A 19,733-nucleotide genomic window follows, 5' to 3' on the forward strand; every position below is an offset into this window, starting at 1 on the left:
TCATCGGGGCTCCGGTCACAGGTCGCGAGGGACTGTCTATGCACGCGCTTCTCGTCGAGGACGACGATCGCATGGCCCAGGCCCTCGGCACGGCCCTCGCCCAGCGCGGGCACACCGTCCGCCGGGTGGGGCGCGCCCTGGACGCCCTGCGGCACGTCCGCGAAGCCGAGTTCGTCCTGCTCGACCTGGGCCTTCCCGACCTCGACGGGCTGGAGCTGCTGCGGCGGCTGCGTACCGTCTGCGACGCGCCGCTGATCGTGGTGACCGCGCGCTGCGAGGAGCGCGACATCGTCCAGGGGCTGCGGGCGGGGGCCGACGACTACGTGGTCAAGCCGTTCCGGATGGCCGAGCTCATGGCCCGGATCGACTCCGTACGGCGCCGGACGGACCCGCACCCGGGCCGTGCGGACCCCGCCCCGAGCGGATCGCGGCCCGTGCGCGCCGGCGATGTCGAGGTGGACCTCGCGGGCCGCACCGTCACGGTGGCGGGCGTCGGTGTGCGCCTCACCCGACGCGAGTTCGACGTGCTCGCCTTCCTGGCCGCCCGCCCGGACGAGGTGCATTCCCGCGAGGTGATCCTGGACCGGATCTGGGGTGACGCCTTCCTCGCCGCCTCCCGCTCCCTGGACGTCCATGTGGCGGGCATCCGCGCCAAGACCGGCCGCTCCGGCCTCGTGCGTACGGTCCGGGGGTTCGGCTACCAGCTCGGCTTCCCGGCCCCCGCCCCGGAACCGGGTCCGGACCCGGCCGCCTACCCCGCCCCGGACGTGCGGGGCGGCGAGCGGTGAGGCGCAGGCTGCTGGCGGTGCTGATGGTGCTCATGGGGGCGGCGGCGCTGCTGCTCTGCATCCCCCTGGCCGATGCCTACGCACGCGGGCGCACCGAGCACCTGCTCCTTCAACGGCGCTCGGAGGCCGTACGGTTCGCCGACCTCGCCGACCGGATGCGTACCGCCGCCGACCGGGCGGAGCTCTCGGCCGAGATCGGCCGCTACGCCCAGCTGTACGGAGCCGGGGTGGCCGTGGTCGACTCCGCGGGGGCGACGGTGGCCCGGGCCGGGACCGGACCGGCGGCGGAGGCTGCCACGGACGCGGCCACCGACGCCGGTTCCGCCGCGGGCGGCCCCTCCGAAGGAGCGGAAGCCCGTCGCCGTGCCCTCACCGGCCGCTCGACCGACCGGCTGCCCACCCTTCGGCCCTGGGGACCGCGCACCGTCGTGCTGGCCGAACCGGTGGGCCGCGACGAGCGGGTGAGCGGGGCCGTCCTGATGGCCGTGCCCACCGAGGCCGCCCGCCGGGACGTGACCGTCCGCTGGTCGCTCATCGCCGCCGGGGCGTTCGGCGCCTTCGCGGCAGCCGCCCTGGTCGCGGCCGGGATCACGCGCTGGCTCATGCGCCCGCTGCTGGACCTCGACCGGGCCGTCGGGCGACTGACCGCCGGCAGCCTGCAGGCCCGGGCCGTGTCCGACACCGGTCCGCCGGAAGTGCGCCGTCTGCGGCAGCACTTCAACACCATGGCGGAGGCGATGGCCGACTCCATCGGCCGCCAGCGCGACTTCGTCGCCGATGCCTCCCACCAGCTGCGCAATCCGCTGGCCACGCTGGTGCTGCAGCTGGAGAACGTCGAACCGCACATCGCACCCGGGCCGGGCCTGGCCGAGCACGGCCGCGCGCTGGACGAGGCGGAGCGCCTGGAGGAGCTGCTCGACGGCCTCCTGGCACTGGCCCGTGTGGAGTCCGGCACGGCGGAGCTGGGCGACGAGGACGTGTCGCGGGCGGTACGGGACCGGGTGACGGCCTGGACCCCGGTCTTCCGGGCAGCAGGAGTGGAACTCGTGGCCACCGGCCTCGCGCAGGGCCTGCGGGCGCGCGCCCTGCCCGACGCGGCGGGCCGGATCCTCGACGCGCTCCTCGACAACGCCGTGAAGTTCGTCCCGCGCGGCGGCCGCGTCGAGGTGCGCGCCACGCACGCGGCGGACGTGAGCGCCGTCGCCGTCGTACGGGTCGCGGACGACGGCCCGGGCGTACCGGAGGAGCAGCTGCCTCTGCTGCTGCGCCGTTTCGCGCGCTCCCCGGAGCACCAGAACGTGCCCGGCAGCGGCCTGGGGCTGGCCATCGCCGACGAGATCGCCCGGATCAGCGGCGGCCGGCTCGACGTCCGCGGCAATGAGCCGCACGGCCTGGTGGTGGAGCTTCGGCTGCCGTCCCCTCCTCCCGAGTGAGGTCTCAGCCGTACACCGACCGGTAGTGGGCGACCGCGCCCGGGTGGAGCGGCACCCCGCCGGTCGAGATGGCGAAGCGGGGCTCCAGCCGGGCCCCCGCCGTCACCTCCCGCAGCAGGTCGCGCCACCGCTCGAACACCACCTGCAGCAGGTCGCGTACCGCGCCCTGCGGTACGTCGGCCCGGGCCAGGAGGTAGTTGCCGACCCCGACGGTTCCCACCGGCTCCGTCAGCCCGTACACCCCGGCCGGCAGCGTGACCGCCGTGTAGACGGGGCCGTAGTGCTCCCGCAGCGCGCCGACGTGGGCGTCGAGCGGCAGGAAACGCAGCGGCAGCTCGCGCGCCAGGTCCGCCAGCGCCGGGGTGGGCACCCCTCCGGACCAGAACAGCGCGTCGACCGAGCCCTCGCGCAGGGCGCTCACCGAGGCGGCGAGTCCCAGCTGCCGCTCGTCCGCCGCCGACGGCGGTGCGGGTGCGGGAGCGGGTGCGGGTGCGGGTGCTGGTGCCGGTACGGGTGCGCCGCTCAGCCCGGCGGCCCGCAGTACCCGTTCCGCCACCACCTGTACCCCCGAGCCCGCCGCGCCCGCCGCGACCGGACGCCCCGCGAGATCCCGCGCCGAGCGCACCGGCCCGTCCGCCGGGACGACCAGGTGCGTGTAGTTCACGTAGACCCTGGCCAGGGCCGTCGCGGCGGCGGTCGGCCGGGGGAACGGATCCCGCCCCAGCACCGCGTCCTCGGCCACGTCCGCCATGGCCAGGGCCAGCTCGACGGAGCCGTCGTCCAGCTTCCGCAGGTTGTCCACGCTGGCCGCGGTGCTCACCGGGACGATCTCGATCCGGCGGCCGCTCGCGGCCACGGCCTGCGCGAGGGCCTGCCCGAACGCGTTGTACGGCCCGCCCTCGGGGCCCGTGGCGAGCCGTAGCCGCCGTACCGGTCCGGAATCCCCCGAGCAGCCGGCCGGCACCCCCGCCAGGACCCCGAGGCCGAAACCCATCACCCGCCGTCTGGTCACTTCTGCGCTGGTCACGGCGGAATCCTAGGCCCGGATGTCAAGCCCCGGGATGTCGGGGCGTGACGTGCTCTTTCCTGCCCATTTCCCTGGAAGGGGGAATGGGCAGGAAAGAACGGGAGAAACTTATGCGCATCGCGACGATCATTACTGTCGCCGCCATCGCGGCATTCGCCAGTATCGTCTACATCCGGCAGCTATCGAAAATCGGCTGCCGAGACAGGTACATGCTCCCGACATTCCTCAACCACGGAATCGTTCCATTCTGGATCGAAATGACCTACGGGTTCGTGTTGGGCGTGAGCCTGGTCGTGCTCAACAATGTGCTGCCGCTCTGGGCGGGTATCGCCGTCTTCTTGGCAGCGGTATTGACCTCCACGGAACTGGCACGTCGGCGCCACAACCGCCGTGTCGAAAACCCCACCACCTCGGACCGCCGCGATTCCGACGCCCCCTAGACCCGGCCCCGGCCCGGTGTCGGCACGCCACGAGAAGGGCTGAAGCCGGGACACCGTGATCGATGCGTTAGCGTCGGGACGTCCCGGGGAGCGGGTTCTCCGGACGGTTCTGGGGAGGGACCGATGACGGTGACGGCATTCGACACGTCCGAGCGTCGCGGGTGGGCCGCGCAGGCCGATGCCTATGCGCGCAGCTTCGGCAAGCTCTGCGCATATCCGGTGCCCCACTTGCTCGACGCCGCCGGGATCGAGGCGGGTACGCGTGTGCTCGACGTGGGGACCGGTACGGGGACCGCCGCCGCGGCCGCGTGCGGGCGGGGAGCGAAGGTGGCGGCGGTGGACGCCGAACCGAGCATGGTCGCCGTGGCCACCCGGAATGCGCCGACGGCCGATGTGCGCCTTGCCGTTCTGCCGGAACTGCCCTTTTCCGACGACGAGTTCGACGCGGTGATCGGCAACTTCGTCCTGAACCACGTCGGACAACCCCGCTCAGCCCTGGAGGAGTTGCGCCGGGTGACACGGCCGGGCGGCCGCATAGCCGTCACCATCTGGGCAGCCCCTGCGGCCGCCGGACAGACCTTGCTGGGGCGAGCGGTCCAGGCGGCGGGTGTCGGCCGCCCCGCCCACCTGCCCTCGCTGGCTCCCGGCGATGATTTTTCTCGCGACGAGCAGGGCTTCGCCGCGCTGCTGGCCGGAGCCGGCTTGCGGGATACCGGCTGCGAGACCCTGGTGTGGGACCACCGGACGACTCCCGAGGAGTGGTGGGGCGGCCCCGCCGCCGGCATCGCGACGATCGGGCAGATCGTGCGGAGCCGGCCGCCCGAGGTCATCGAGGCCATCAAGGCGCACTTCGAAGCGATGTGCGCGGAGTTCACCGACCGTGACGGTGTGCTCGTGCTGCCGCACGCCGCCCTGCTGGCGCACGGCCGCGCGTAGAGCGGGACGGCCCGCTCCGACCGTCACCCCGGCTGCGGCCCGATAAGATGTTCGACGTTCCTGGCGGTGCTCATGTGCCCCATGGGGCGTACGGAGCACACGCGTTACCGGGGGAGCGACAACAAGTGAGCGGGACCAGAGCGGTGTTCGGGAGCCGGACGGATTCCGGCGGCGCAGTGAAGGCGTTCTTCCGGTCCTGGACCGTGGAATTCGAATACTCCCCCATGGCCGAGCACGTGGAGGACAGGCTCATCACCTGGACGCAGCGCGGGCGGACCGCCCTCGGCCTCGTGGCCGCCCTCTGGCTGGTCGTGGCGTATCCCCTGAGCAGCGGCGGCGAAGAATTCGTCCTCGGCAAGCTCGTCGAACTCGCCCTCGCCTGCGGCGTCCTGGCGGTCGGAAGCCTCATCGGCATCACCGCCTTCCTCGTCGCGAGCACCCCCGCCAGGCGCCGTGACTTCGCCGAGCGTCTGCGCAGGCCGCTGAGCGCGGCCCTGCTGCTCGTCAGTGGCCCTCTCGTGATGTGGCTGTCCTTCACGACCCTCAAGGGCGACCTGATCAGCGGTGGGGACCTGAAGGGCTTCTTCTCGGCGATCACGGGCCCCGGATTCATCTCCTCCGCCCTGGCCTTCATCGTCCTGGCCGTCGGCTGGATCGCCGCCATCATCGTGCTGGTCTGCTCCATCCCCTACACGCTCGTCTCCTGCTACGCCTGCGTCTTCACCTGCCTCCGGGTCGCCGACGTGCACCAGCTGCTGCCGTCGCTGCTCTCGCCGCTGCTGGTCTGGTCGCTCTTCGCCTTCCAGGTCTTCAACGGCCCCGACGTCGCCGCGCCCCCGGAGGTGCTCTACACCTTCACGCTCGGCGGCCCGCTGTCGGTGACCGCGCTCTCGGTCTGGGAGGTACGGCGCCTGCGCAGCCACCACGGGATCACCCTGCGCTCCGCGCTGGGCCGGTGACCGCCCCGTACGGACACGGCCGGCCGGGCGGCCCCCGGTAGCGTCGCCCCCATGCGCTACCACCACGTCGACGTCTTCACCGACCGCCCCTACAGCGGCAACAGCCTCGCGGTGTTCCCCGACGCCGATCCGCTGACCGGCGCCCAGATGCGGACGATCACCCGGGAACTGCGGCACTTCGAGTCCGTCTTCCTCATGCGCGACGGCTCACCCGGGCGGCCGCGCACCTGGCGGGCGCGCGTCTTCGACCTCGCGGGGGAGCTGGACTTCGCCGGGCACCCCCTCATCGGCGCGGCCGCGGTGCTGCACGCCCTCCACGGCGCGGCGGACCACGAGGCCTGGACCCTGCGCCTGCCCGAACGCCCGGTGGAGGTCACCACCGAACGCCGGGGCCCCGGCCGGTACGCGAGCCTCCTCGACCAGGGCGCGGCCGCCTTCCTCGGCCGTCCCGGCCCCGAAGGCCTGGCCGCCCTCTTCGGCCTCGACCCCGGTGACCTGGACCCCGGCCTGCCCCCGGAGGTGGTCTCCACAGGCCTGCGCTACCTGGTGCTCCCCGTACGCGGCGACGCGCTCGCCCGCGCCCGCATCACCGAACCGCTCGACGCGCCCCTGGCCCGTCTCGGCGCCGAGTTCGCCTACCTGCTGGACGCCGCGGCCATGGAGGGGAGGCACTGGAACAACGACGGGATCCTGGAGGACGTCGCCACCGGCAGCGGTGCGGGGTGCGCCGCCGCCTATCTGCGCAGCCACGGCCGGGTCGGCACCGGACAGCGTTGCCTGCTGCGCCAGGGCCGCTTCACCGGGCGCCCCAGCGCGATGACCGTCAGCGCCGACGGCCACGGCCGGGACATCCGCTCGGTGCGCGTCGGCGGCGGTGTCGCCCTCGTCGGGGAGGGACGCCTGCGCGAGCTCCCGCCGCCCTGAGGCTCCCCGGCGGCGGACGGCTCACCTCGCGACCGGGGGCACGGGGACCTAGCCTGATGGTGTTGCCCGGGGCCCTCGGACGGCAGGAGACCATGCCGTGAAGCCAACCCATCTCCGGCTGCGCCGGGCCTGCGCGGCCGCCGCCGCGACAGGAGTGCTCATCGCCCCGGCCGCCGCGGGCTCCGCATCCGGGGCGTCCGTTCCCGGGCGGTCCACTCCCGCCTCCACGGCCGCCGCCACCCCCACCGCCCCCACCCCCACCTCGCCCCCTTCCCCTTCCCCGGACGCCGACACGGGCTTCACGCCCCTCACACCGGCCGTCGCGGCGCAACTGGACGCGGCCGTGCGCCGGGTCATGCGCGAGGCGCAGGTGCCGGGCGTGACGGTCGGGCTGTGGGCCCCCGGCAAGGGGAGCTACGTACGGTCCTTCGGTGTGGCGGACAAGGCGACCGGCGCGCCGATGGCTCCCGACCTCCACGTGCGCATCGGCAGTGAGACCAAGACGTTCACCGTCACCGCCCTCCTCCAGCTGGTCGACCAGGGGAAGGTGGGCCTGGACGACCACATCGGCGCCTACGTCACAGGGGTTCCGAACGGTGACCGCATCACCCTGCGGGAACTGGCGGGCATGCGCAGCGGACTCTTCAACTACAGCATGGACGGGGACTTCATCGCGCAGCTTGAGGCCGATCCGGAAAAGTACGTCTCACCACGGCAGTTGCTCGACTACTCCTTCAAGCACCCCGTGCAGTTCGAGCCGGGCGCGGAGTTCGACTACAGCAACACCAACCTGATCCTGCTCGGGCTGGTGGTGGAGAAGATCACCGGCCGGCCGCTCCACGAGGTCATCACCAAGGACGTCCTGGGACCGGCCGGGCTCCGCAGCACGGTCTTCCCGACGAGCCCGGCCCTGCCCGTGCCCTACGCGCACGGCTACACCGACCAGACGGCCTCGGGCAAGGTCGTGGACTCGACCCGCTGGAATCCCTCCTGGGCCTGGGCCGCCGGCGAGATGGTCTCCGACCTCCAGGACCTCCGCAGCTGGGCCCGCACTCTCGCCACCGGCACGCTGCTGAAGCCGGCGACCCAGGCCGAGCGCCTGAAGACCACCCCGATGGACATTCCGGGTGCCGGCTACGGACTGGGCATCTTCGACGTCCAGGGCTGGATCGGCCACAACGGCTCGATCCCCGGATACGAGGTCCTGCCCGTCTACCTGCCGTCGGCGCAGGCGACCATGGTCATCCTCTTGAACACCGACAGCCAGTACAAGGGCCAGGAGCCCAGCACGCTCTTCGGCGAGGCGGTCACGACCATCGTCACCCCCGATCACGTGTATCCCGGCCACAAACCGGTCGCGCCCAAGGCCGGCTGACGGCCGCCGCCGCCAACGGCCTGCGGAGACCCGACGACGGACGACGGCCCGGCGACGACCGGCGACGGCCGGCGACGGCCGGCGACGGCCGGCGACGGCCGGCGACGGCCGGCGACGGCCGGCGACGGCCGGCGACGGCCGGCGACGGCCGGCGACGACCTGAGGACAGGAGCAGCCGTGAGCGTGGTCATCGGTACGTGGAACCTGGAGAACCTCTGCCGCCCCCTGCCCCCGGGCGGCCCGCCCTCGAACCGCTGCGCCGCCCAGGACGGGGCGACCTACCAGGCGAAGCTGGAGGGTCTCGCGGCCACCATCGACCATCTCGCTCCCGATCTCCTCGGCGTCCAGGAGGTGGGCAGCCACGAAGCCCTGACCGATCTGGTCGACCGGCTCGGCGGCGACTGGCACATCGCCCTGTCGACGCACCCCGACCGCCGCGGCATCCGGGCGGGCTTCCTCAGCCGCCGGCCGCTCACCGTGGTCGAGGACCGCACGGCCTTCCCGGACCACCTCCCGCCCGTCCGGGTCGAGGACGACGGGACCATGGTCAAGAGGATGGGCCGCGGCGGCCTGGTCGTGCGCTGGAGTCCCGTGCCCGGCCACACCGTCGGGGTGGCCGTGTGCCACCTCAAGTCGAAACTGCTGACCTTCCCCGGCAACCTTCACAGCACGGACGACGAGCAACTGCGCGCCCGCTACGCCGCGTACGCCCTGTACCGCCGGGCCGCCGAGGCCGTCACCATGCGCTTCGTGGCCGACCGGCTCCTGCAGGGCGACGGCCGCACGCACGAGGTGATCGTGATGGGCGACCTCAACGACGAGTTCAGGCGGCCACCACGCAGATCCTGTACGGCCCGCCGGGCTCGCAGATCGGTACCGGCGGCTTCCAGGACACCGACCTCGGCGACCCGCGGCGGCTCTGGAACCTCGCCCCGCGCATCCTCGAACAGGGCGGTTCTCCCGCGTCTTCGAGGGCCAGAAGGAGCTCATCGACCACATCCTGGTGAGCCAGGCGCTGCTGCCCCGGCTGGAGCGGGTCTTCACCGGCCCGGAGAAGCTGCCGACGGTGGACGGCGCGCACCCGGCCGCGCCGCACGACAGCCCCTCCGACCATGCGCCGGTCCTCGCCGTACTCGACTACTGAACCGGGCTCCCTTTTCCCCGCGGCCCGCCCGAAAAGCCCGTATCCCAAGCCGAGCTTGATGGCCCATCACCGTCGAATCTCGGCCAGAATGGACCGGGAGGAATTCCGGTCGGCCGACCGATTTCTCACCGGTGGCCGTCCCGGAAACACCCGGTAAAGCACGGCCGACAGACCGGAACCAGGGCCGGATCGGCCGCGTTCGAAAGGTGCCCGGGTCAACTGTGTTGTCCGACAGATGAGTTACTACCCAGAAGACATGGAAGGTCGCTCACAGTTCGGGTAGCTTTCCATCACGTCGCCGCCACACCCGGGGCACAGGGCCCCATGGGACTAGCGGCACAAAGGACCCGACCCCTGTTGACGACAGCAACCGAAGTCTTCACAGTCCGGCCGTACACCCCGCATTGCCAGGTGATCAGCACCGAAGGCGATCATGCCGTCATAGGTATTTCCCCGGGGAACAGTTACTTCTCGGCCCAACGTGTCAATGACCTTGCCCACTGGGGCCTGCGCAACTTCGAGCAGGTCGACCTCATCTACACCGACATGCACGTGGCCGAGATGTACGAGGCTCTCGGCTACGGCGAGGACGAAGCGCGCCGGAAGGCGGTGAAGAACCTGCGCGGCGTCCGCGCCAAGGTGAACAACGCCGCCGCGGAGGCCGACCCCACCGGCAGCCGCCTCCGCGCCCGCCCGATGTCCTCCCTCACCGACATCCCGGCCTACCGGTCGCTCCACAGTCACCTGACCACCCTGCTGGACACCGACCCGGAGTTCCGCAAGACCAGCAACTCACTGGTCGACGCGTTCCTCTCGTCCAAGGTCCTGAACGGGAAGGCCGCCACCACGCGGCAGCGGGACGTGTGCCTGGAGTACGTCTGCGCCGAAATGCCGCTCTTCCTCGACACGCCGGCCATCCTCGGCGTGCCGTCCTCCCTCAATTGCTACCACCAGCTCCTGCCCATGGCGGAACTGCTCTACTCACGCGGCTCGGGCCTGCGCGCCTCGCGCAACCAGGGTCACGCCATCATCACCCCCGCCGAAGGAGCTCCCGATGCCCACTGACACCCTTCTCGACTTCCCCTTCTCCGCGCGCGGCGACCAGCTCCCGCCCGAGATCGAGGAGCTGCGCGCCGAACCGGTGAAGCGGGTCCGCACGATAGCCGGGGACGAAGCCTGGCTCGTCTCCTCCTATCCGCTGGCCAAGCAGGTCCTCGAGGATCCCCGGTTCAGCCTGAAGGACACCTCGGCCCCCGGTGTGCCCCGCCAGTACTCGCTGACGATCCCGCCCGAGGTCGTCAACAACATGGGCAACATCACCGGCGCGGGACTGCGCAAGGCCGTCCTCAAGGCGATCAACCCGAAGACCGACGGGCTCACCGACTGGATGCGCGCCCAGGCCACCAGCCTGGTCGACAGCCTCCTGAGCCACGGGGCGCCGGTCGACCTGCGCGGCCAGTTCACCAACCCGTACGCCGAGAACCTGCACTGCCGCATCCTCGGCATTCCCGAGTCCGACGCACCGCGCCTGGCGGCCAGCCTCGACATCGCGTTCATGAACTCGGCCTGCCCGGTCACCGGCGCCAAGCTCAACTGGGACCGCGACATCGCCTACATGGTGGAGCGCCTCGACGACCCCACCACCACCGGCCTGATCGCCGAGCTCGCCGCGCTGCGCAACGACCCCGACTACGACCACCTGACGGACGAGATGCTCGCCACCGTGGGCGTCACGCTGTTCGGCGCGGGGGTCATCTCCACCATGGGCTTCCTGACCATGGCGATCTTCTCCCTCCTCCAGAACCCCGAGATGTGGGAGCGGCTGCGCAAGGAGCCGGAGAAGATCCCGGCCGCGGTGGACGAACTCCTGCGCATCAACCTGTCGATCGCCGACGGCCTGCCCCGGCTCGCGCTGGAGGACGTCACCCTCGGCGACGTCGAGGTGAAGAAGGGCGAGCTGATGCTCGTCCTGGTCGAGGCCGCCAACACCGACCCGGACGTGTACCCCGACCCGCACGTCGCGGACATCGACCGGCCGAACGCCGGTACGCACCTCTCCTTCGGCGGCGGACAGCACTACTGCCCGGCCACCGCGCTGGGCAAGCGGCACACGGAGATCGCCGTCGAGGTGCTCCTGGAGAAGATGCCCCACCTCGCTCTCGCGGTGCCGGTCGACCAGCTCGTGTGGCGTACCCGCTTCATGAAGCGCATCCCGGAGCGCCTGCCCGTGCTCTGGTGATCGCGCAGGCGCGCGGGACGACGCGCCTGCCCTGTGGTGGCCCCGGACGGGGGGAATCCGGCCGGGGCCATCGCCCTGCCCGCACCGCCCCGCGCCCGGGCGCGGGCTCGCACCCGGGTGCCGTAGGGCTCGCTACGCCAGGAACGCCGTGACGGTCGCCACGAACCGGTCGGCGTCGTCGAGCCAGGGATAGTGGCCCGCGCCCCGCTGTACGACGGACGTGGCGCCCGGGATCAGCTCGGCGAACTCGGCCACCGACCGAGGGGGGCTGTTCAGGTCGAACTCCCCCGCGAGCAACAGCACGGGGCTCGTCCAGGTGGCGAGCGCGGCGCGCGTGGCCCGCGGGTCGAAGGCGCCGTCGGCCGCGAAGTGGGTGACGGCTTCCGTGTTGTCCGGGCGGGCCGCCGCCTGGTGCTGCCGGGCCGCGGCATCCCACCGGCCGTGGAAGAAGGGGCTGATGGCATCCCAGTCGCTGCCGGTGCCCTCGGTGATCGGCTCCAGCGCCGCGAACGCCGCGGGGAACCACGGCTCGTCCTTCCGCAGCCGCGCGAGCTCCCGCCGGCTCTCCCCGGTGATGACCACGCCGACGGCCCGCGTGCCGGGGGTGATCAGGGCGAGCCTGCGGATGCGGTCCGGGTACCGGGCCGCGTACTGCGTGGCGGGGTTCGCGCCGGCCGAGTGGGCGAGCAGGTCGGTCCGGGCGAGGCCGAGGTGCTCGCGCAGGGCCTCGATGTCCCCGACGAGGCGGTCGCAGCGATAGGACGAGGTGTCCTCGGGGACCGCGGAGCGGCCGGTGCCGCGCAGGTCCAGGACGATCAGCCGGCGATGCGCGGACAGACCCCCGAGGTCGCCGAGGTAGCCGGAGTCCGCGGGGCCTCCGGGGACGCAGACGACCGGGTCGCCGCTCCCCAGGATGCGGTAGGCGAGCCTGGTTCCGTCAGGTGCGGTGAAAGTGGGCATGCTGCGGATCCTGACAGTCATAACCTGGTTGTACAACCTGGTTATGACGAATGATGCGCCGCAGTGTATAACCGAGTTGTGGCAGACCGAGAGAGTGCGCAGCGGACGTCCGGCACGCTGACCGAGGAACAGGCCGTGCGGATGCTCGCCGGTATGAACGAGGTCATCCGCGCGGGCGAGGAGATGCGGAAGCTGCGCGCCGAGATGATCAAGCTGTTCGCCGGCTTCGGCTGGACCCAGGACACGATCGCCCGGATCACCGACATGAGTCAGCCCGCCGTGTCCAAGCAGGTGGCGAAGTACGCGTTCGACGCCGCCGCGCCACCGATGGGGTTCGCCCTCGACCAGTACGACACCCCGTGGCTCGAAGGACGCCTGTGGGGGCTGGCGGAGGCGGTCGCCGAGACCCTCGACGCCGCGCGCTGCACCCGCTGCGTCGACGCACTCGCCCGGGGCCGGAAACGCTTCACGCCCCGGACCGTCGACGAGCTGCGGCGCCTCCTCGAAGACGACCTGACGCACCACCGCGCGGAGCTGCCCGTGGGCTTCCGGGCCGCCTACGACGAGATCAGCCGCGGTCTCGACGTCCCGCCGAAGGCGACGAGCGGCACCCCCGCGCCGGTGTCGGCCTCGCCCTCGCCCTCGGTCCGCCGTACCCTCGCCCACCGGTTGCAGCGCGACCGGCTCCAGGACGCGTACTGATCCCGCGACCGCGACCCGCGCCGCTGGAACGAACCGCACCGCTCGGCCGCGGCCCGGCCTCGCCCGTGCTCCTGTTCTTCTTCGGCCTGATACGGGGCTGATTCCGGCCCTTCCGGAATCCGATGCGGAAGGGCTCCACCGCGAGCTGCTGAAGTGGGTGTCGCCAGCACGCCGATCCTGACAAGGGGAAGATCCTCATGCGCAGTCGAGTCCGCGGCACCCTCGCCACCAGCTTCGTCGGCACCACGGCGGCCCTCGTCGCCCTGCTCGTTCCCGGCACCGCCCACGCCGCCCCGGCGAAGCTCAGCCACGCGTCGGCCGTGAGCCAACTGAACGCGACGGGCGGCATCGGCCTGTCCTCCAGCGGTGGTTGCAGCAACCGGAACAATGCCACCTGCACCTCGCTGGAGCAGGTCAACGCCGCCACCATCAGCGACGTCCGCACTCTGCGCAACGCGAGCCACTGTGCCCTCACCATCACGGGCGGCACCGAGGTGGGACACGCCTCGGGCACCTACAGCCACTGGAACGGCTACAAGATCGACTTCAGTCCGACCAGCTGCGTCAGCAACTACGTCACCGGCAGCTTCACCCGGATCGCCGACCGCGGCGACGGCGCCGCCCGCTACCGGTCCGCCGCGGGCAACGTCTACGCCCGGGAGGGCAACCACTGGGACGTCACCTTCTGCGGCGGCAGCGCGGCCTGCACCTCCGCGGCCAGTTCCTGAGCGAGCGCACCCGACCGCCAGGGACGGCGGGCCCGGGCCCGGCGCACTCCCCGGCCGGGCCCGGCGCACCCCGGCCGGGCCCGGCCGGGCCTCACCGTCGGTCCTCTCCCAGCACCTCCCGGATCACGTGCCGGGCGTTGGCGGCCATCGCCGGGTTCGTCGTGCGGTAGTAGGGCAGCGCGATCAGCGCCTGCGAGAGCGTCCGCCCCCGGCCGCGCCGCCAGGTCGCATCGTCCACGCCGAGCTCCTCGCGGAAGACCGCCCTCGCATCGGCCGGCAGCAGGTTCCACGCCGGGAACAGATCGCAGGCGGGGTCTCCCACCCCCGTGCACCCGAAGTCGATGACCGAGGTCAGCCTGCCCCCGTCCACCAGCAGGTTGCCCGGCGTCAGATCGGCGTGCAGCCACACCGGCGGCCCGTCCGGGTCCGGGGCCCGCAGCGCGTCCTCCCATACGGCGGCCACGGCATCGCAGTCGACGCCCTCCTCCGGAATCCGGCGCAGTTGCTCGATCGCCGCCCGGGTCGGCGGGTCGAGCAAGGCGAGCGACCCTCCGCGGTAGGCCTTCGGCGCCCCCGGCAAGGTGATGCTCCGCATCGCCGCCACGAACCCGGCCAGGTCGCGGGCCAGCGCCACGGGCTCGCGCAGCGCACCGGCCTCGGGATTCGCCCCCGCCAGCCACCTCAGCACCGACCACGACCACGGATACCCCTCGGCGGGCTTCCCGGCCCCGAGGATTGCCGGAACGGGTGTGGGCAGTCGGGGTGCCAGACGGGGCAGCCACTCCCCCTCCATCGCCACGTCCTCGGCCCCGCCCGCCAGCATCGGCAGCCGTATGACCTTGTCGTCACCCAACCGGTACATCACGTTGACCGTGCCGGGCGACGGCAGCCGCTCCACGGGCAGGTCGGCCCACCGGGGGAACTGCCCGGCGATCAGTCGGCGTACGAGGTCCTCGTCGACGGGGTGCGCGTCGGGATGCATCTGTGCAGTGCTCATGGACCGCCATCCGATCGCCGACCGCCCACCAGGTCAAACCCTTTTGCCGGAGCGCCCGCGCGGCGCCGTTGCCCGATCGCGGTCGTGATCGTTTGCGTGACCGACAGGACATACGGGGCAGTCAACGACGGACGGGCGAGTGGTCGGGGTGCGAGTCACGAGAAGGACCCCTTCTGCAGGCGGCTTCGACCGGCGCCCTGACGGCGCTGCTCGGCCGCACCTCCGAGGCGTCGGCCACGCCTGGTGGAGTCACCCCGGGCGACGCCGCGGGGGACCTGGTCCGGCTGCGCTTCACCCGGGCGACCAACGGAGCGGCCACCGCCACCGCCACCGCCACCGGGGACCGGGTCGTCGCCGAGGTTCAGGGCGTTCTCTGGTCACTGCCTCCGGACGGTTCGCCCGCGACTCCGCTGACCCCGCCCGACCTCGAACCGGCCGCCCGGTGTTCTCCCCCGACGGCCGCCAGGTGGCGCTCAGCGCCTACCGCGGCGGCGCCTTCCACCTCTGGGTGATGAACGCGGACGGCTCCGGCCTGCGCCCGCTCACCGACGGGCCGTTCGACCACCGCGCGCCCGCCTGGTCGCCCGACGGCCGCTCCCTCGCCTTCTGTTCCGAGCGCGGCGGTGATCCGGTGGCCGGGAGCCCGTACCGGATCTGGACCGTCACCGTGACCGGCGGCCGCCCGCGCCGGCTGACGGGTCTGCCCGGGCAGGACGGCCCCGGCCAGGACGGGGAGTGGGAGGACTTCGACCCGGTCTGGTCGCCGGACGGCTCGCGCGTCCTGTTCGTACGCGGCACGCCCACCGGGGAAACCCTGACCGCCCGCACCATCGCCTCCGTGGCCACGGACCCCGGTGCCGGCGGCCCGGTCCGGGTCGAGCACACCGTCACCGACGGCAGGTTGCTGGCTCCCGCGCTCTCCCCGTCCGGACGCACCGCCTGGCTGTCCGCGGCTCCCGGACCCCGCAAGGCCGAGAACCTCTCCCTCGTCGCCGACGGCCGTCCGGTCCCCCTCGACGGTGATCTCGCACCCGCTCCCCCGCGCTGGATCGGCGACGACCGGCTGCTGATCACCCTCGACGGCCGGTTCCGGGTGATCCGCCCCCACCGGGACGGCGGCGACGCCGGCCGCGAGATCCCCCTCGACGCCACCCTCGAAGTGGCCCGACCCCGCTACCGGGTCAAGGAGTACGTCCTGGAGGCCGAACGGAGCCTTCCGGTCCGGGGCATCCACCTGCCGGCCCTCTCCCCCGACGGCCGCCGCGTCGCCTTCGCCGCACTGAACGCGCTGTGGGTCGCACCTGTCACCGGAGGCGCGCCCCGCAAGATCGTCCAGGCCCCCGTCACGGCGTACGTCCAGGGTCCGGTGTGGAGCCCGGACGGCCGTGCGCTGGTCTACACCGACGACCGCGACGGCCTGAACAGCGTGCGCCGCCGGGAACTCGACACCGGCCGGGAGGCCGTCCTCGCTCCGGGCGGCCGTGTCTACGGGGTGCTGTCGCCGGACGGCACCAAGCTCGCCGCCCTCGACCTCGCCGGGCGGCTCCTCGTCCGCGACCTCGCGACCGGGACCGAGACCCCTCTGGTCGCGGCCCTCGGCGGCGGCGGTCTGCCCGGCCCGCCCAGCTGGTCGCCGGACGGCCGCCACCTCGCCCTGTGCGACCGCAACCGGCTCAGCCGGCGCTTCCGCGAGGGCTACAACCTCATCCGGATCGTCGACACCGCCACCGGGGCCGACCGCCTGCACGCCCTCGCCCCGCACGCCTCGCTCGCGGACCGCTACGCCTCCGGCCCGGTCTGGTCCCCCGACGGCCGCTTCCTGGCCTGCGTCGGCGAGTCCGCCCTCTGGCTGCTTCCCGTCGGCCCCGACGGCGCCCCGACCGGACCGGCCCGCCGCCTGACCGACGAGCCCGCCGACCACCCTTCGTGGTCCGCCGATTCCCGCACCCTGCTCTACCAGTCCTGCGCCCGGCTGCGCCTGCTCGCCCTCGACGGAGCCGGAGCACCGGCCGGAGCGCCACGGACCGTACCCGTCTCCCTGAACTACCGGCGCCCCGCACCCGTCGACACCGTCGTGCACGCGGGACTGCTGTGGGACGCCACCGGCTCCGCACCCCGCGCCGACGTCGACGTCCTGATCGGCGGCGGCCGGATCACCGCCGTCGAGCCGCACCGGCCGGGCCGTCGCACCGCCCGCACCGTGGACTGCTCCGACGGCACGGTCCTGCCCGGCCTGTGGGACGCGCACGTCCATCCGTACCCCTACACCTACGGGGCGCGCCAGGGTGCGCTGCACCTCGCCTACGGGGTCACGACGGTGGTCTCGCTCGGCGGTTCCGCCTATGAACAGGCCCGGCTGCGCGAGGACATCCGGGCCGGGCTGCTCGCCGCTCCCCGCCTGCTGGCCGGCGGGGAGCTCCTCGACGGCTCGCGGGTCGCCTACAGCATGGGGCGCGCCCATCGCACGCGAGCCGGGTTCGCCCGCTCGCTGGCCCGGGCCGCGGCGCTGGACTGGGACTTCGTCAAGACGTACGTACGCGCCCCCTACGAGCAGATGACCGAGGCGGCCCGCTTCGCGCACGAGCGGCTCGGTGTCCTGGCCGGCTCCCACCTGTGCGCCCCCGGCATCCGGTCCGGCCAGGACCTGACCACGCACCTGGTGGCGACCGAGCGTGCCGAGTACGGGCACGGTGCGACCCCACGGGGGCACACGTACCAGGACACCCTGGAGGTCTACACGCACGGCGGTTTCGATCTGATCGCCACCCCCTTCACGGCCCTTCCCCTGATCGGCGCGGATCCGGCGCTCGCCGACGATCCGCGGGTGACGTCGCTGATGCCGCCGTGGGACGTGGCGGCCGTCCGGGCCGCGGCCGCCGCGCCTCCGAGCGCGGAGCAGAGCGCGGCGCTGGAGCGCGAGGTCGGCGTCTACCGCCGTGTCGTCGAAGGCGGCGGGCGCCTCGCGCTGGGCACCGACGCGCCGCTCACCCCGGTCGGTCTCCATCTCCACCTCGCCCTGCGGGCCCTGCACCGGTACGGACTGACGCCCGCGGAGGCCCTGACCACGGTGACCCTGACCCCGGCCCGGATGTTCGGCGTCGCGGACCGGCTCGGCACGGTCGAGCCCGGCCGGATCGCCGACCTCACCCTGGTCGGCGGCGATCCGTTCACCGACTTCGACGACCTGGTCCGCGTACGGGCGACCGTGCGCGGCGGGAGCCTGCGTGAACGCCCTGCCCTGGAGCGTGCCTTCACCCCGTCCGCCGAGCCACGTGTCTCGGCCCCGGACCCGGACCCGGCCGGCTGGCGCGCGGTACTGGACCAGATGCTGCGCGACGGCTGCTGCACCCCGCACGGCTAGGGAATTTCGGATCCGCCGGTGACCGGGGGCCGGGGCGGAAGCGGCCGGCCGGGATCAGGGCCGGTCGTACCAGGCGAAGGCCGCGATCCGCCAGCCGTCCGCGGTGCGGACGAACTGGATGGTCTTGGTCCCGGCCCCCTCGAACAGCTTGCCGTCCAGGAGCCCGGACTTGCGGTACTCGCCGAACCGCGACGCGATGTCGCCCGCGATCTCGGTCCGTTCGGAGGTTTCCCACTCGGAGAACTCGGCCAGGCGCCCCCCGGCGGCCAGCAACAGGCGGCGCGGCTCGATGAACTCGTCCACGGTCCAGACCGTGAACTGCGGGCCGGTCATGGTGATCACTCCGCCCGGCAGGACCAGCCGCCGGATCCGGTCCAGATCGGCGGCCTTGCCGCCCCGGTTGTCGAAGGCGCCGAAGAACTCGGCGGTCACCACGTCTATTTCGGCCTTGGACGACATGGCGCGACATTAGCACCGAGGACCTGTCCGGGGCGGGCCGGCGAGGGTGATCCTGCGGTTCGTCAGCCCGTACGTCAGCTCAGGCCGCGAGCACTGTCGTGATCACCAGGGGCGGTTCCGCCCGCTCCGCCGACCACGCGCGGCCGGCCGCGAAGTCCGCGTCGGCCACGGTCAGTGCCTCGTCGACGGTGGGCCGGTGCTGGACGGCGTCCCGGAATCCCGCACGCTCCAGCAGGGCCGGGAGGGCTCCGACGGGCCACGCGTGGTTGCGTACCTCCTGCCAGGATCCGTCCGTACGCCGGAGCCGTACGGTCAGCTCGTCGCCCGGCCCGTACACCTCGCCCGGTTCACCGATCCGCAGCGAGGCGTACTCGGTGCCGCTGCACGCGGGATCGGTGGCCAGCAGCACGAACGGGGCGCCCGTCCGCAGGAGCCGGCGGATCTCGGTGAACACGCCGAGCACGGCCTCCTCGGTCGGCAGCGACGCCAGTACGTGGTTGCACATCACCGCGTCCGCGCAGCCGTCCGGCAGGCCGGTCACGCGTCCGTCCTCGACCAGGTGGTACTCGGCCACCGCGGTCGCCGAGCCGCGGGCCAGCGCCAGCATCTCCGGGGAGGTGTCCACCCCCAGCACCCGCGCCCCCAGCCGCCGGGCCGCCTCGTCGGCCACCTTGCCCGGCCCGCATCCGTAGTCCACCAGGACCTCGCCGGCGCCGATCCGGCGAGCCAGGGCCCGGAAGACGAACGGATACCCGAGCAGCCAGTCCGTGGCCGCCTCCACCGCCGCGAATGCGCGCGCCCCTTCACGCCCGGACCAGGCGGTGCCGTCGTCGGCACCACCGGGCCCGGGTCCCTCCGGCCTGTCGCTCACCCTCCCACTATCGACCCACCGCGCCCGTACGGCCGCGGAACGACACGGGGCTCCTCCACGGCCTCATGGCAGCGCGGGGGAAACGGTCTCGCCCTGGTTCTCGGGGACGGTGACCGGGCCTCGGCACGGTCTCCACCGTGGCGGGGACGTACCGCTCCCAGGAGGCGACCGGATCCGCCCCTTCCTTCGCCTTCCCGCCGACGTCCCGTGCCGATGCCGGTGTCGTGCTCGGCGCGGCGTCCCGCGGCCGTCGCCATCTGCCGCGCTCGCCCCGTCGGCCGGGCCTGTCGCCGGCGGCCCAGTGGTTTGGGGGGGGAGGGGTGGGGGTGGGAATACCAGAGGGGGGGGTCGGCGGGCTACGTGTGTTTGAGGAGGGGGGCTCTGGGTGGC

General features: G+C 73.0%; 17 protein-coding genes and 2 pseudogenes. 14 read left to right on the plus strand and 5 right to left on the minus strand.

Annotated elements, in window-relative coordinates; translation table 11 throughout:
• Positions 1-38 precede the first annotated feature (38 nt).
• Positions 39-788, plus strand: coding sequence for a response regulator transcription factor (locus tag ACZ4YL_RS32870; protein ID WP_468121455.1), 750 nt, complete (start codon positions 39-41; stop codon positions 786-788).
• On the plus strand, positions 785-2,221 hold the full coding sequence (locus tag ACZ4YL_RS32875) for a sensor histidine kinase (protein WP_468121456.1): 1,437 nt from the start codon (positions 785-787) through the stop codon (positions 2,219-2,221). The genes ACZ4YL_RS32870 and ACZ4YL_RS32875 overlap by 4 nt, the downstream gene beginning before the upstream one ends.
• 4 nt (positions 2,222-2,225) lie before the next feature.
• On the opposite strand, the gene ACZ4YL_RS32880 is transcribed toward ACZ4YL_RS32875, so the two are convergent.
• Positions 2,226-3,248 (minus strand): TAXI family TRAP transporter solute-binding subunit, encoded by a 1,023-nt coding sequence (locus ACZ4YL_RS32880; RefSeq protein ID WP_468121457.1) that lies wholly within the window; start codon positions 3,246-3,248, stop codon positions 2,226-2,228.
• 110 nt (positions 3,249-3,358) lie between these two features.
• Between ACZ4YL_RS32880 and ACZ4YL_RS32885 the strand changes: the two genes are divergently transcribed.
• From ACZ4YL_RS32885 to ACZ4YL_RS32925, 9 genes and pseudogenes are all read left to right on the plus strand, one after another.
• On the plus strand, positions 3,359-3,688 hold the full coding sequence (locus ACZ4YL_RS32885) for a hypothetical protein (protein WP_468121458.1): 330 nt from the start codon (positions 3,359-3,361) through the stop codon (positions 3,686-3,688).
• Between the two features lie 129 nt (positions 3,689-3,817).
• Positions 3,818-4,624: a class I SAM-dependent methyltransferase gene (locus ACZ4YL_RS32890; RefSeq protein WP_468121486.1), complete on the plus strand. Its 807-nt coding sequence runs from the start codon at positions 3,818-3,820 to the stop codon at positions 4,622-4,624.
• Positions 4,625-4,749: 125 nt separating this feature from the next.
• The gene (locus ACZ4YL_RS32895; RefSeq protein ID WP_468121459.1) at positions 4,750-5,583 is read left to right on the plus strand and encodes a hypothetical protein; all 834 of its coding nucleotides are present in this window, start codon (positions 4,750-4,752) and stop codon (positions 5,581-5,583) included.
• A 51-nt stretch (positions 5,584-5,634) separates the two neighbouring features.
• Positions 5,635-6,507 carry a PhzF family phenazine biosynthesis protein gene (locus tag ACZ4YL_RS32900; RefSeq protein WP_468121460.1) on the plus strand — a complete coding sequence of 291 codons (873 nt, stop codon included), beginning with the start codon at positions 5,635-5,637 and terminating at the stop codon, positions 6,505-6,507.
• A gap of 97 nt (positions 6,508-6,604) precedes the next feature.
• Complete coding sequence (locus tag ACZ4YL_RS32905; RefSeq protein ID WP_468121461.1) at positions 6,605-7,882, plus strand: serine hydrolase domain-containing protein; 1,278 nt, start codon at positions 6,605-6,607, stop codon at positions 7,880-7,882.
• A 183-nt stretch (positions 7,883-8,065) separates the two neighbouring features.
• Positions 8,066-8,740, plus strand: a pseudogene (locus tag ACZ4YL_RS32910) (endonuclease/exonuclease/phosphatase family protein); the annotation flags it as partial.
• 145 nt (positions 8,741-8,885) lie between these two features.
• Entirely contained in the window at positions 8,886-9,026 is a 141-nt protein-coding gene (locus ACZ4YL_RS32915) for a hypothetical protein (protein WP_468121491.1), read from the plus strand.
• A gap of 324 nt (positions 9,027-9,350) precedes the next feature.
• A complete protein-coding gene (locus ACZ4YL_RS32920) occupies positions 9,351-10,091 on the plus strand; it encodes a cyclodityrosine synthase (RefSeq protein ID WP_468121462.1) in 741 nt (246 codons plus the stop codon).
• A complete protein-coding gene (locus tag ACZ4YL_RS32925) occupies positions 10,081-11,265 on the plus strand; it encodes a cytochrome P450 (protein WP_468121463.1) in 1,185 nt (394 codons plus the stop codon). The genes ACZ4YL_RS32920 and ACZ4YL_RS32925 overlap by 11 nt, the downstream gene beginning before the upstream one ends.
• Positions 11,266-11,397: 132 nt before the next feature.
• Here the strand turns inward: ACZ4YL_RS32925 and ACZ4YL_RS32930 are convergent, their stop codons facing one another.
• The gene (locus ACZ4YL_RS32930; RefSeq protein WP_468121464.1) at positions 11,398-12,225 is read right to left on the minus strand and encodes an alpha/beta fold hydrolase; all 828 of its coding nucleotides are present in this window, start codon (positions 12,223-12,225) and stop codon (positions 11,398-11,400) included.
• A 78-nt stretch (positions 12,226-12,303) separates the two neighbouring features.
• On the opposite strand from ACZ4YL_RS32930, the gene ACZ4YL_RS32935 reads away from it, so the two are divergent.
• Both ACZ4YL_RS32935 and ACZ4YL_RS32940 read left to right on the plus strand, forming a co-directional pair.
• Complete coding sequence (locus tag ACZ4YL_RS32935; RefSeq protein WP_468121465.1) at positions 12,304-12,927, plus strand: sigma-70 family RNA polymerase sigma factor; 624 nt, start codon at positions 12,304-12,306, stop codon at positions 12,925-12,927.
• Positions 12,928-13,118: 191 nt separating this feature from the next.
• Positions 13,119-13,655 (plus strand): hypothetical protein, encoded by a 537-nt coding sequence (locus tag ACZ4YL_RS32940; protein WP_468121487.1) that lies wholly within the window; start codon positions 13,119-13,121, stop codon positions 13,653-13,655.
• A gap of 91 nt (positions 13,656-13,746) precedes the next feature.
• On the opposite strand, the gene ACZ4YL_RS32945 is transcribed toward ACZ4YL_RS32940, so the two are convergent.
• Positions 13,747-14,652, minus strand: a complete 906-nt coding sequence (locus ACZ4YL_RS32945; protein WP_468121466.1) for an aminoglycoside phosphotransferase family protein — start codon at positions 14,650-14,652, stop codon at positions 13,747-13,749.
• 173 nt (positions 14,653-14,825) lie between these two features.
• Here ACZ4YL_RS32945 and ACZ4YL_RS32950 point away from each other — a divergent pair.
• Positions 14,826-18,013 (plus strand): annotated as a pseudogene (locus tag ACZ4YL_RS32950) (amidohydrolase family protein).
• A gap of 54 nt (positions 18,014-18,067) precedes the next feature.
• Here the strand turns inward: ACZ4YL_RS32950 and ACZ4YL_RS32955 are convergent.
• Positions 18,068-18,472, minus strand: coding sequence for a Cif family virulence factor (locus ACZ4YL_RS32955; protein WP_468121467.1), 405 nt, complete (start codon positions 18,470-18,472; stop codon positions 18,068-18,070).
• A gap of 79 nt (positions 18,473-18,551) precedes the next feature.
• Positions 18,552-19,343, minus strand: a complete 792-nt coding sequence (locus ACZ4YL_RS32960; RefSeq protein WP_468121468.1) for a class I SAM-dependent methyltransferase — start codon at positions 19,341-19,343, stop codon at positions 18,552-18,554.
• Positions 19,344-19,733 lie beyond the last annotated feature (390 nt).

The sequence above is a fragment of the Streptomyces sp. NPDC030021 genome (genome assembly GCF_055574035.1).